Origin of the sequence: Lacisediminihabitans sp., assembly GCF_043726815.1 — a bacterium.
Lineage (GTDB): Bacteria > Actinomycetota > Actinomycetes > Actinomycetales > Microbacteriaceae > Lacisediminihabitans.
Genome location: NZ_JAYSJZ010000057.1, coordinates 18,395 through 30,719, shown reverse-complemented (window position 1 = coordinate 30,719; position 12,325 = coordinate 18,395). Strand labels below are relative to the sequence as shown.

General features: G+C 66.7%; 13 protein-coding genes. 9 read left to right on the top strand and 4 right to left on the bottom strand.

The window, feature by feature from the left end:
* The first annotated feature begins 225 nt into the window (after nt 1–225).
* Nucleotides 226–1,017, top strand: a complete 792-nt coding sequence (locus ACHZD8_RS07510; RefSeq protein ID WP_394769583.1) for a sulfite exporter TauE/SafE family protein — start codon at nt 226–228, stop codon at nt 1,015–1,017.
* 760 nt (nt 1,018–1,777) lie between these two features.
* Here ACHZD8_RS07510 and ACHZD8_RS07505 read toward each other — a convergent pair.
* Nucleotides 1,778–2,299 (bottom strand): SRPBCC family protein, encoded by a 522-nt coding sequence (locus ACHZD8_RS07505; RefSeq protein ID WP_394769582.1) that lies wholly within the window; start codon nt 2,297–2,299, stop codon nt 1,778–1,780.
* Between the two features lie 197 nt (nt 2,300–2,496).
* On the opposite strand from ACHZD8_RS07505, the gene ACHZD8_RS07500 reads away from it, so the two are divergent.
* The 3 genes from ACHZD8_RS07500 to pflA all read left to right on the top strand — a co-directional run bounded on the left by ACHZD8_RS07500 (nt 2,497) and on the right by pflA (nt 6,025).
* A complete protein-coding gene (locus ACHZD8_RS07500; protein WP_394769581.1) occupies nt 2,497–2,715 on the top strand; it encodes a zinc-binding dehydrogenase in 219 nt (72 codons plus the stop codon).
* A 147-nt stretch (nt 2,716–2,862) separates the two neighbouring features.
* Nucleotides 2,863–5,139: a formate C-acetyltransferase gene (gene pflB / locus ACHZD8_RS07495; protein WP_394769580.1), complete on the top strand. Its 2,277-nt coding sequence runs from the start codon at nt 2,863–2,865 to the stop codon at nt 5,137–5,139.
* A 13-nt stretch (nt 5,140–5,152) separates the two neighbouring features.
* Nucleotides 5,153–6,025, top strand: coding sequence for a pyruvate formate-lyase-activating protein (gene pflA, locus ACHZD8_RS07490; protein ID WP_394769579.1), 873 nt, complete (start codon nt 5,153–5,155; stop codon nt 6,023–6,025).
* Between the two features lie 59 nt (nt 6,026–6,084).
* Here the strand turns inward: pflA and ACHZD8_RS07485 are convergent, their stop codons facing one another.
* Nucleotides 6,085–6,525, bottom strand: a complete 441-nt coding sequence (locus ACHZD8_RS07485) for an OsmC family peroxiredoxin (protein WP_394769578.1) — start codon at nt 6,523–6,525, stop codon at nt 6,085–6,087.
* Nucleotides 6,526–6,578: 53 nt separating this feature from the next.
* On the bottom strand, nt 6,579–7,025 hold the full coding sequence (locus ACHZD8_RS07480; protein WP_394769577.1) for a MarR family winged helix-turn-helix transcriptional regulator: 447 nt from the start codon (nt 7,023–7,025) through the stop codon (nt 6,579–6,581).
* 98 nt (nt 7,026–7,123) lie between these two features.
* Here ACHZD8_RS07480 and ACHZD8_RS07475 point away from each other — a divergent pair, with 98 nt between their 5' ends.
* On the top strand, nt 7,124–7,378 hold the full coding sequence (locus ACHZD8_RS07475) for a hypothetical protein (RefSeq protein ID WP_394769576.1): 255 nt from the start codon (nt 7,124–7,126) through the stop codon (nt 7,376–7,378).
* Here the strand turns inward: ACHZD8_RS07475 and ACHZD8_RS07470 are convergent.
* On the bottom strand, nt 7,375–7,887 hold the full coding sequence (locus tag ACHZD8_RS07470) for a hypothetical protein (RefSeq protein ID WP_394769574.1): 513 nt from the start codon (nt 7,885–7,887) through the stop codon (nt 7,375–7,377). The two genes, ACHZD8_RS07475 and ACHZD8_RS07470, sit on opposite strands and share 4 nt — an antisense overlap.
* 197 nt (nt 7,888–8,084) lie before the next feature.
* On the opposite strand from ACHZD8_RS07470, the gene ACHZD8_RS07465 reads away from it, so the two are divergent.
* The 4 genes from ACHZD8_RS07465 to ACHZD8_RS07450 are packed head-to-tail and all read left to right on the top strand — an operon-like array spanning nt 8,085 to nt 12,117.
* Nucleotides 8,085–9,179, top strand: coding sequence for an ABC transporter ATP-binding protein (locus tag ACHZD8_RS07465; RefSeq protein ID WP_394769573.1), 1,095 nt, complete (start codon nt 8,085–8,087; stop codon nt 9,177–9,179).
* A gap of 39 nt (nt 9,180–9,218) precedes the next feature.
* Nucleotides 9,219–10,421 carry an ABC transporter substrate-binding protein gene (locus ACHZD8_RS07460; RefSeq protein ID WP_394769572.1) on the top strand — a complete coding sequence of 401 codons (1,203 nt, stop codon included), beginning with the start codon at nt 9,219–9,221 and terminating at the stop codon, nt 10,419–10,421.
* Nucleotides 10,400–11,305: an ABC transporter permease gene (locus ACHZD8_RS07455; RefSeq protein ID WP_394769571.1), complete on the top strand. Its 906-nt coding sequence runs from the start codon at nt 10,400–10,402 to the stop codon at nt 11,303–11,305. The genes ACHZD8_RS07460 and ACHZD8_RS07455 overlap by 22 nt, the downstream gene beginning before the upstream one ends.
* On the top strand, nt 11,305–12,117 hold the full coding sequence (locus ACHZD8_RS07450) for an ABC transporter permease (protein ID WP_394769570.1): 813 nt from the start codon (nt 11,305–11,307) through the stop codon (nt 12,115–12,117). The genes ACHZD8_RS07455 and ACHZD8_RS07450 overlap by 1 nt, the downstream gene beginning before the upstream one ends.
* Nucleotides 12,118–12,325 lie beyond the last annotated feature (208 nt).

Below are 12,325 nucleotides of genomic sequence, written 5' to 3'. Positions count from 1 at the left end.
TCCGTCCCATCGTCGTCGTGTGCCAAAGCGGCAGACGCAGCGCCTCTGTCGCCATCGCTCTCACCGAGGCCGGATTCGCCTGCGACACGATGGTGGGAGGCATGATCCAATGGGCCGTCGAAGGCCTCCCCGTCACTCGTCCCCGATGAATTCATCCCATCGGACGAACCCCTCCAGCCGGATACGACCAGTTCCAAGTGAAGGGATCAGTTGACGATGGGTGCAATGATCGCCGTCCTGCTGGGGCTGCTGATCGGCGCGGTGCTGGGCCTCGTCGGTGCCGGCGGATCGATCATCGCCGTCCCAGCCCAAGTCTACGGAGTCGGGGTGAATCCCGTCCAGGCGATTCCGGCATCCCTGATCGTCGTGGGACTTGGAGCATTGGCCGCCGTCCTTCCGCGCATTCGACAAGGCATCGATTGGACCACCGCTGCAGTCGTCGGAGCCGCCGGCGTCCCTGCCGCCTGGATCGGCACCGCTGTCAACCGGATGCTCAACCCGAATGCGCTCATGCTGATTTTCGCCGCACTCATGGTCGTCGCGGCCCTTCGAATGCTCACCGCACAGCGAGAAACGACGGAGTTGATCCAGTCCCGAAAATTTCGTGCCCACGCACCACGAGCACTTGCTGTCGGCGCGCTGGTCGGATTCCTCACGGGACTGCTCGGCGTCGGCGGAGGCTTCATCATCGTGCCTGCACTGACCCTGCTGCTAGGTCTGGAGATGAGCACCGCAGTCGGAACGTCTCTGGTCATCATCGTCATCAATTCTGTCGCCGGATTCTCCGCACACATTCAGAACCTGACACTCGACTGGCCGATCGTTCTCACCTTCGCCGCATCGGCAATCGTCGGCTCACTACTGTCAGCTCGAGTCGCGACGAAACTTCCCGACAAGCACATCAGAATCACCTTCGCGATCTCGATCCTCGCCATCGCTGCCTTCGTCACGATCAGCAGCGGATACGCTCTCGCCACCGCCCAACACATGATGCCCGTCAAAAACCAGAGTCTGTAGGCAAATAGTGATTTGGAGGTGGTCCACACCGGTCAGCGCCGGGGACTTGAGCTATGGACATCGAGATACTGCACATCGAGGGCTGCCCGAACTGGCGCGATACCGCAGACCAGGTGACAGCGATCTTCGCCGAACTCGGATCGAACCAACCGCCCATTCGGGTGACACTGCACTCCTCGCCCACCGCCGCCGCGCTGGTACCCTTTGCCAGAAGCGCCCACCATCCCTGTCGACGGAGCAGATGCTCTCCTCTCCGACGGACGGATATCCAATCTTGCCTGCCGGGTGCACCTGATCGGTGGTCGCTTCGCCGGCGTCCCATCGACTGGGGATTTGCGGGCGGTCATCTCCTCAGCGCTGGAGAGAGCTCGTGACCGCGGAACTCTCGATCACCTTAGCCATGCATGACGTGAATTGCGGTGCCCTGCATGGCTCCGCGCCCCGAAAAAACAGCGAAGCAGGCTCGCAGGGCTACCTTGGACAGGGATCCGTAGCCTCAAGTTCCCGCTCACCTACTTGCAGCGTGGCTGCTCACCGTTTACTTATAGGGAGCGGGACAAAATTGGGGACAAAGAACCCGCTTTCGGTACCAGAAACAGCCGGTATCGCTCCGTATGCAGTGCTAGCCTCTGACTGTATTAATTCGCCGGAAGTCTTGATTTCCCGGGGTTTACGCGGGCGTCGAAGGCTCGGATCTTCCAAGCAGAACGTGCTGACTAGCCGATCTTTTGTTCTTGGTTCGAGTCCAGGTACCCCAGCTTTAGTCGTCAAGGCCCCGGTTCTCCGGGGCTTTTTGCGTGAGAGACCTTTCGAACGGCTGCTTCGTCTGGATGGTCAGCTCGCCGTTCTCCTCTCGGCCCTCTGCGATGTAGGCGAGTCGCTTGAGGGTCTCGATGTTCCGGAGGAACAGCGGGATGTTCATCAAGGCGTCCGGCAGGAGCGCCCCCGGTCCGCTGATCGCCCTCTCGGCGATGCGCACCCGGCAGCCGCGGGCGTGCGGCTCGATGTCGATCTGCACCCTGGCCTCGCCGATCGGCCAGCCCTTGGCTCGCAGGACGAGGTGCGTCGGCTCGCTCGACTCCTCGACCCGGGTTTCGTCATTGATGAGAAACGGCCACGCCCCGAACGAATGGTGGAGGGCGGAACCGACACCCGGCCAGCGGGCGTCGACGGCACGCATCCGCGAGGCACCCACGACCCAGACGGGGAAGAGCCAGCCATCTCGAAGCACGGCGAAGACCGCCTCTGGCGTGCAGGACATCACTCGGGTGTTCGTTGACACGGCTGCTCCTTCGGGTCGTGTCCGTCAGCTCGGTCGACGAGGCGGCGCTCACCGAGGCGGACACAGCGCACGGTAGTCCCATCCGTCTGCACTGCACAGCCCTTGACAGCCGTCCACTGCCGACACCGGCGACGGGCGATCGATCCTCTTGCCCCGAGCATCTTTCGCGCCAGAACGACCAGCTCGATAATGGATCCGTGACCGCGGGCTGCGCGAATGACGGCCGCGACCTGCACACACACTTCTTCATCGTCGAAGCCAACCCGGCCGGACTGGCCACCATCGCATCGCTCGTCGATTCGGGCGAGCTGCTACCTACGGTGGCCAGGGTGTATCCCCTCTGGGAGGGGCGCGCGGCATACGCGGACGGCGCCCGGCTGCACGGGCCGGGCAAGACCGTGCTTCGGGTGCGCTAGGGCCGGGAGTCACGGCATCCGACTTGCGGGCCTTTCGACCCTGCCGTCGGCGATCCGCGCGCCCGAAGCTGGAGTTGACGGCCTCGATGACCGTGCGCCAGACCCGCACAGAGGGTGGGCGGTGAGATCTCCCGAAAGGCACAATCCGTGACAATCGTTGACAAGGCAGAGCCGGCCGTCGTCGAGCAGGACGAGTCCCAGCGCGCATGGCGTGGCTTCGTTCCCGGTTCCTGGACCGACGGCATCGACGTGCGCGACTTCATCCAGCGCAACTACACCCCGTACGACGGCGACGACTCCTTCCTCACCGGCCCGACAACGCGAACCCTGGGGATCTGGCACCGACTCACGGCGATGTTCCCCGAGGAGCGGGAGAAGGGCGTCTACGACGTCGACGCGACGACCCCGGCCCTCATCACGGCCCACAAGCCCGGCTACATCGACCGGGACAACGAACTCATCGTCGGCCTGCAGACGGATGCCCCGCTGAAGCGCGCGATCATGCCGTTCGGCGGGTGGCGCACGGTGGCGACCTCGCTCCAGACGTACGGCTACGAGGTCTCGACCGAGTTGGAGACGATCTTCACGAAGTACCGCAAGACCCACAACGACGGCGTCTTCGACGTCTATCCTCCCGCGGTCAAGCGGGCACGGCACAGCAAGATCATCACCGGTCTGCCCGACGCTTACGGCAGGGGCCGCATCATCGGCGACTATCGTCGGGTCGCGCTGTACGGCGTGGACGCCCTGATCGCGGCGAAGAAGCTCGACCGGGCGGAACTCGACACCCACTTCTCCACCGAGGAGGTCATCCGCGACCGGGAGGAGAACGCGGAGCAGTTGCGGGCGCTGACAGAGCTCGTGCAGATGGCGGCATCGTACGGGTACGACATCTCGCGTCCGGCCGAGAGCGCCCGCGAGGCGGTGCAGTGGCTGTACTTCGCGTACCTCGGCGCGGTGAAGGAACAGAACGGCGCGGCGATGTCGTTCGGCCGCAACACGGCCTTCCTCGACGCCTACCTGGAGCGTGACCTCGCCGCCGGCGTTCTCACCGAGGAGGCCGCCCAGGAGCTCATCGACGATCTGGTCATCAAGCTGCGGATCGTGCGATTCCTACGCACGCCGGAATACGACTCGCTGTACTCCGGCGACCCCACGTGGGTCACCGAGTCGATCGGCGGGATCGGCCAGGATGGCCGCACCCTCGTCACCAAGACGGCATTCCGGTTTCTGCAGACCCTCTACAACCTGGGCCCGGCGCCGGAGCCGAACCTCACGGTGCTGTGGAGCGACAGGCTGCCCGAGGGATTCAAGCGCTTCTGCACCGGGGTGTCGATCGACACGTCCGCCATCCAGTACGAGTCCGACGAACTCATCCGGGGCGCCTGGGGCGACGACGCGGCAATCGCCTGCTGTGTCTCGCCCATGCGGGTGGGCAAGCAGATGCAGTTCTTCGGTGCTCGGGTCAACGTCGCCAAGGCGCTGCTGTACGCGATCAACGGCGGGCGCGATGAGGTCTCGGGCGAGCAGATCGCGCCGGAGTCCGCTCCGATCGCCGGGGACGTTCTCGACTACGAGACCGTGTGGACCGCGTATCAGCGGCTGCTCGGCTGGCTCGCCGCCACCTACGTCGATGCGCTGAATTGCATCCACTACATGCACGACAAGTACGCCTACGAGCGCCTCGAGATGGCCCTGCACGACCAGAAGGTGCTTCGCACGATGGCCTGCGGAATCGCCGGGCTCAGCGTCGCGGCGGACTCCCTGTCCGCCATCAGGTACGCGACGGTGCGCCCCGTCCGCGACGAGACCGGCCTCGCCGTCGACTACACGATCGAGGGCGAGTACCCGGCGTTCGGCAACGATGACGACCGGGTGGACGGCATCGCGACCATGATCACCACCCGATTCATGGAGATGCTGCGCGAGCACCCCACCTACCGCAACGCCGTGCACACCCAGTCCGTGCTCACCATCACGTCCAACGTCGTCTACGGCAAGGCCACCGGCAACACGCCGGACGGTCGCCGCGGCGGGGCACCGTTCGCTCCGGGGGCCAACCCCATGAACGGTCGGGACACTCACGGCATGCTGGCGTCCGCCCTCAGCGTCGCCAAGATCCCGTACGCCTCCGCGCAGGACGGCATCTCCCTGACCACCAGCATCGTGCCGAGCGGCCTCGGCCACACGAAGGAGCAACAGGTCACCAACCTCGTCGGGCTTCTCGACGCCTTCACCGAGGCCGACGGCTACCACCTCAATGTGAACGTGTTGAACCGCGAGACCCTCGTCGACGCCATGGAACACCCCGAGAAGTACCCGCAGCTCACGATCCGCGTCTCGGGCTATGCCGTCAACTTCGTGCGCCTCACCCGGGAGCAGCAGCTGGATGTCATCAGCCGCACCTTCCATGCCGGCGTCTGAGCCGGCGCCCCACGTGGCCACGGTCTTTCTCGGTACCCCCGGGTATCCCACACTCGACTGCCCGGTCGTCGCCCTCGAGCACCCGGGGGACGACGCCGAGGCGCACGCCCGGCTCGTCGCGTCGATCAGACACGAGGAGCTGGAGGGCATCCGCACCGGTGCCCTCGGGAGCGTTCACTCCTGGGAGCTGGTGACGGCCGTGGACGGGCCGGGAACGCGCATGACGCTCTTCCTCAACGGCTGTCCGTTGCGCTGCCAGTACTGCCAGAACCCCGACACCTGGCGCCTTCGCGAGGGCAGGCTCACCGGCATCGACGAGGTGATGGATCGGGTGCGCCGCTACCGGGACGTGTTCGAGACGACCGGCGGCGGGCTGACGATCTCGGGCGGTGAGCCGCTCATGCAGCCGGCGTTCGTGCGTCGCGTCTTCGCGGAGTGCCGCACGGCAGGCATCCACACGGCGCTGGACACGTCTGGGTTCCTGGGCCGGAAGGCCTCGGATGAGCTCCTTCAGAACACGGATCTGGTGCTTCTCGACGTGAAGTCCGGCATTCCCGAGACCTACCGTGAGGTCACAGGGGGCGAACTCGCGCCGACGATCGCCTTCGGCGACAGGCTCGAGGAGGCGGGGGTGGCCGTCTGGATCCGCTTCGTGCTCGTTCCCGGTCTCACCGACGCGCCGGAGAACGTGGAGGAGGTCGCGAAGATCGTGGCGCGGTGGGGCAACGTCGAGCGGGTCGAGGTTTTGCCCTTCCATCAGATGGGCAAGAGCAAGTGGGAACGCCTCGGTCTGCCGTACCGACTGCGAGACGTGCAGCCGCCGGATGAAGGTCTTCAGGATCGCGTTCGGGAGCAGTTCCGTTCGCACGGCCTCACCGTCTACTGAGCCGGCGTTGTCCGGTGGCGGTCCGGGCGCTCGAGGACCGAGCGCCCGGGCCGGTCGACCTAGCTTTCGAGCTGGGCGTCCAGGGTGATCTCGACGCCGGTGAGCGCCTTGCTCACGGGGCAGGTAGCCTTGGCCTCGGTCGCCGCGGCGAGGAAGGTGGCCTCGTCGATGCCAGTCACCTCTCCGCGAACGGTCAGGTGGATGCCGGAGAGGCGGAAGCCACCGGCCGGGTCCGCTCCGAGACTCACGTCGGCCTTCACATCGAGGGCCTCGACGGTGCCACCGGCCGCGCCGAGCACGGCGGAGAACTGCATGGCGTAGCAGGCGGAGTGGGCGGCGGCGAGAAGTTCTTCGGGGCTCGTGAATCCGTTGGCGGTTTCGGCGGCGCGCTTCGGGAAGGAGACGTCGTAGGTGCCGAGCTTGGAGCTGGAGAGCTCGACCTGGCCCCCACCGGTCTCGAGGCTGCCGTTCCAGGCGGTGCGTGCGGTGCGAGTGGGCATGGTTGTGCTTCTTTCTGTCGGGCCGGCAGTGCGGCCGTGGCGGGAAGGGTGAGTCAGTGGGAGGCGCGCGCGTGATCGGCGACGGCGGTGACCTGGGTCACGAGGGCCTTCAGCTCATCGAGCCGAAGTCCCGTCGCCGCACAGACCTGTGCGGGGATCAGTTCCGCCCGGCGGCGGAGGTCGCTGCCCGCGTCGGTGAGTGAGACCTCGACGCTGCGCTCGTTGTGCGGGAGGCGATTCCGCGCGATCAGCCCGGCCTTCTCGAGCCGCCGAAGCAACGGGGACAGCGTGCCGGAATCGAGGTGCAGCCGTTCCCCGAGCCGGGACACGGTCACCGGCCCGGACTCCCAGAGCACGAGTAGTGCCAGGTATTGCGGGTAGGTGACGCCGAGGGGGTCGAGCAGCTCCCGGTAGCGCGCGGTGAGCGCGTGGGAGGCGTTGTAGAGCGCGAAACAGATCTGCCCGTCGAGGGAGAGGGCGCTGCTCTGGGTCGCGGTCATGAGAACGACACTAACACATTGTGCACAATTCAAATGTGCACAATACAAAAGAGGGAAGGCCTCGCGGGGGCGCCGGAGCCTGTGGGAGGATCCTCTGCATGACCGAAGACGAGATCATCGCCTACACGGCAGGGCTGCCGGGAGTCGTGGCCATGACCGCCGGGCCGCACACCTCGGCACCGGAGGCGGCCTGGGGCCACACCTTCTTCTTCTTCGATCCCACCGGCGACTCGCCGGCGAACCAGCGATTCCCGCACCGAGGAGCAGGCGCGATCGCTCCTCGGCGATACCCGCGACCTCGCGGCGGCAAGGCACGAGCGCCGGGAGTCGCTCTGAACGGACCGCTCGACTAGTACCCCGACTTGGCGGACTTGACCTCGTCACCGGTCGGCGACACGACGTACCAGATGCCGCCAACGCCCTGTCCGTTGATGTCGCCGGGGGCCTTGTCCTGGGCGAAGGTGTAGATCGGTCGCCCGTTCACCGTGACCTGCTTGCCGCCGTCGACGCCTGTGATCGTTCCGATCTTTCCGGTGACGCCGCTGACCTGCGGGGTCGCCGACTTCGAGGTGATCGCCGGCCACAGCGTGGCGCACTGCCCGGTGCAGGCGCTCGACCCGGAGTTGGGAGTGTCCTTGTCGAAGACGTAGGCCGTCATGCCCTTGCCGTCCACAATGACCTTGCCCAGGGTGGACGTGCCGACGGCGATGTCGGCGCTCGCCGCGGCCGGTGCCGGTGACGACGACGGGGACGATTGCCCCGACCCGTAGGCGCCGGTCGATGTGCCGGACGATGCGCACCCGGCCAGGGCCAGGGCCACCAGCGCCGCGCCGAGGAGACTGGAATTGATTGTTATCTTCACGATGAGTTCCTTCTGGAATGGGGTGCGTCACGCACGAACGCAATCGCATCGGCGGAAGTTGCCCGCTACCGTTACGACGAGGCTCACGCCCTCACGGTTCAGCCGTCGGGGGGACCCTGGAGCGATTGACTTGTTCTCGTGTCGTGTGATTCCATGACTCAAAGCGTTTCCCGTGGGGCAAGCACTAAGAGGCAGTGGTGAGCGATTCGCGGATAGCCAAGGCGACCGTCGACGAGCTCGAGCCGACCGATCGGGCGACGGATTCTGCCGCTGTGCCGCAGGTGTCGCTGCGCGCGCTCCGCAAGACCTTCGGCGCCGTCACCGCCGTCGACGGCATCGACCTCGACATCGCGGACGGCGAGTTCTTCGCGATGCTCGGCCCATCCGGGTCGGGCAAGACGACGGTTCTGCGGATGATCGCCGGCTTCGAGCAGCCGACCTCCGGGTCCGTCTTCCTGGCCGGCGTCGATGCCACGACCCTGCCACCGTTCCGTCGCGACGTGAACACGGTGTTCCAGGACTATGCGCTCTTCCCGCACATGACGGTCGCCCAGAACGTGGAGTACGGACTGCTCGTGCACCGGGTGCCCAGGGCGGAGCGGGCGCGCCGCGTGGGGGAGGCGCTCGACATGGTGCGGCTCGGCGAGCACGGAAGGCGCAAGCCGACCCAGTTGTCCGGTGGCCAGCGCCAGCGGGTCGCCCTCGCCAGGGCCCTGGTGAACCGGCCCCGGGTGCTGCTGCTCGACGAGCCGCTCGGCGCGCTCGACCTCAAGCTCCGCGAGCAGATGCAGCTCGAGCTCAAGGCGATCCAGCGCGAGGTGGGAATCACCTTCCTCTTCGTCACCCACGACCAGGATGAGGCCCTCACCCTCTGCGACCGCCTCGCCGTCTTCAACAACGGCCGCATCGAGCAGGTCGGTCGGGCCGAAGAGGTCTACGAGAACCCGGCCACCCAGTTCGTTGCCGGGTTCGTCGGGTCGTCGAACGTGATCAGCGGGGCGGCGGCCCGCGCGATCGTGGGTCGAGACGGCGCCTTCGCCGTGCGCCCGGAGAAGATCTCGGTCGCCCAAGGCGGCTCCGCCACGGCGCCCGGGTCGCTCACCGTTGCGGGAATCGTTCAGGACGTGGTCTACGCGGGGTCCACCACCCGAATCGTCGTCGCGGGCCCGGAGGGGCTCATCCTCACCGCGACGATCCTCAACGCGCACAGCCCGGATGGCGGGGTCGTGCGCCGGGGCGACCCGATCGCACTGACCTGGCACGAGAGCGCCATGAGGAGCATCAACGTCTGAACCCCGACCCACCACGGCACGACCCGAGAGAGGTGCACCATGAAGAGAAGGTTTCTGGCGCTGAGTGCAGGCGCCGTCGCCCTGACGACCGCGATGCTGTTCACCGGTTGTTCGACGACCACGCCGAGCATGAGTTCGCAGGGTGCGCCGCCGCCCAAGGTCGCCATGCTGCAGAAGCTCGGCGCCGGGGAGGGCCAGCTCAATCTGATCGCCTGGGCCGGCTACGCCGAGGACGGGTCGAACGACCCGACGGTGGACTGGGTACACCCCTTCGAGCAGCAGAGCGGCTGCAAGGTGAGCACGACCATCGGCGACACCTCGGATGCCATGGTGCAGCTCATGCGCACCGGCCAGTACGACGGGGTCTCCGCGTCCGGCGACGCCACGCTGCGGCTCGTCTATGCGGGCGACGTCGCCCCGGTGAACACCAAGCTCGTGCCCAACTACGCCACGATCTCGCCCTTCCTTAAGCACAAGTCGTGGAACTCGGTGAACAAGCAGATGTACGGCATCCCGCACGGCTGGGGCGCAAACCTGCTCATGTACAACCCGAGCGTCGTGACCACGGCCCCGGACTCCTGGTCGGTGGTGTTCGACAAGTCCAGCGCCTACAAGGGCAAGGTCACCGCCTACGACTCGCCGATCTACATCGCGGATGCCGCGCTGTACCTGATGACGAAGGATCCCTCCCTCGGCATCAAGGACCCGTACTCCCTCACCCAGAAGCAGCTCGACGCAGCCGTCAAAGTGCTCACGGAGCAGGCCGGCAACGTCGGCGAGTACTGGGCCGACTACACCAAGGAGGTGCAGGCCTTCGAGTCCGGCACCTCGGTGGTGGGCACGACGTGGCAGGTGATCGCGAACCTGGTCAACTCAGACGCGAAGGTGAAGGTGGAGACGGTCGTACCCAAGGAGGGCGCCACCGGCTGGTCGGACACCTGGATGGTGTCGGCCAAGGCCAAGCACCCCAACTGCATGTACAAGTGGATGGACTACATCACGAGCGCGAAGGCCAACGCCCAGGTCGCGGAGTGGTTCGGCGAGGCGCCGGCGCAGACGCTGGCCTGCAAGCAGACCTCGGACCCCGAATTCTGCACCACCTACCACGCGCTCGACTCGGCCTACGCGTCGAAGATCCACTACTGGACCACCCCGCAAAAGCAGTGTGTGGACGGCAGCGGCAAGAGCGACTGCACGACCTACGCCCAGTGGGTTGACGCGTGGCAGAAGATCAAGGGCTAGCGGTGGCGCGGCCGGTCGCCCCCCGCGACCGGCGCGGCGCCGTGACGGTGTTCTTCGCGACCCGGCCGAAGACCCGGCTGGTGCTGCTGCTGGGCGCGCCGATGCTCTGGCTCGTGGTCATGTACCTCGGCTCGATCGCGGTCATGCTGCTCTCGGCGTTCTGGAGCGTGGACGGCTTCACCGGCAAGGTGGTGCAGTCCTACTCGCTCGCGAACTTCGCCGAGCTCTTCTCCAATCCGCTCTACGGCACCGTCGCCCTGCGCACGCTGCTCATCGCGGTCGGCGTCACCGTGATCGACGCCGTGATCGCGCTGCCGCTCGCGCTCTACATGGCGAAGGTCGCCTCGCCGCGGGCGCGCATCATCCTCGTGGTCGCCGTCACGACGCCGCTCTGGGCGAGCTATCTCGTCAAGGCCTACGCGTGGCGCGTGCTGCTCGCCCCCCATGGGCCCATCGACTGGGTGAGCGGCGGCAACTCGCCGGGGTACGGCCTCGCCGCGACCGTGATCACGCTCGCCTACCTCTGGCTGCCGTACATGATCATCCCGGTGTTCGCCGGGTTCGACCGGGTGTCGGACTCGCTGTTCGAGGCGAGCTTCGATCTCGGCGCCGGGGCCTGGCGCACCCTCCGATCGGTGGCGCTGCCGCTGGTCTTCCCCGCGATCGCGGCGGGGTCGATCTTCACCTTCTCGCTCACGCTCGGTGACTACATCGCGGTCGGGATCGTCGGAGGCAAGACCCAGATGATTGCCAACGTGATCTACGGCCAGCTGGTCACGGCCAACAACCAGCCGCTGGCGGCGGCTCTCTCCCTCATCCCGCTCGCCGCCATCGTGCTCTACCTGCTGGCCATGAGGCGCACCGGCGCGTTGGAGAACGTCTGATGAGACTGCCAGCCGGCCTTCGCCGCAGCCTCGTCGTGTTCATGGTGATCGGGCTGGCCATCCTCTACGTTCCCCTCCTGCTCATCGTGTTGAACTCCTTCAACTCGTCCCGCACCTTCGGCTTTCCGCCCTCCGGCCTCACCCTGGAGTGGTGGCAGAAGGCGGCGGGCAGCTCCGGAGCGCTCGCCGCCCTCGGTACCTCGGTGTTCGCCGGCCTCTTCGCCACGGGAATCGCCCTCATCCTCGGCACCATGGCCGCGTTCGCGGTTCAGCGCTACCGCTTCTTCGGGCGTTCCACCATCAGCTTCCTGGTGGTGCTCCCCATCACCCTGCCCGGCATCGTCACCGGCATCGCCCTCAACGCCACCTTCACCACCGTGCTCGGTCCGTTCGGGGTGGGTCTCGGCATAGCGACGGTGATCATCGGGCACGCCACCTTCTGCATCGTGATCGTGTTCAACAACGTGCAGGCGCGGCTCCGCCGGATGGGGACGGCCCTCGAGGAGGCCTCGGCCGACCTCGGCGCCACCGGCTGGCAGACCTTCTGGCGGGTGACCATCCCCGGGGTTCGCGGGGCGCTCATCGCGGGGGCGCTGCTCGCCTTCGCCCTGAGCTTCGACGAGATCGTGGTCACGACCTTCACCGCCGGGCCCCAGGTGCAGACCCTTCCGCTCTGGATCTTCGGCAACCTGTTCCGGCCCAACCAGGCCCCCGTGGTGAACGTGGTCGCCGCCGTGCTGACGATCGCGGCGATCATCCCGGTCTGGCTCGCTCAGCGCTTCTCGGGAGACTCGGTGAGCAGCCGCGTCTAACATCCCGTTGTGCCGCCCGCCGCGGTCGGTCCGTGTTCTGCAGGACGGGGACCGGTGGTGTGGGTGCCTACCCCGCAGACTCCAGTTCTGCAGGACAGCTTGTGCAGGACACGGCAGGGATGTGGCGAACCGGATGGTTCCGGTCTGCAGGACGCGCCCGTCGGTTCCGCGCCTCTCGTCCTCGCTATCCGCCGGAGCCGTCCTGCAC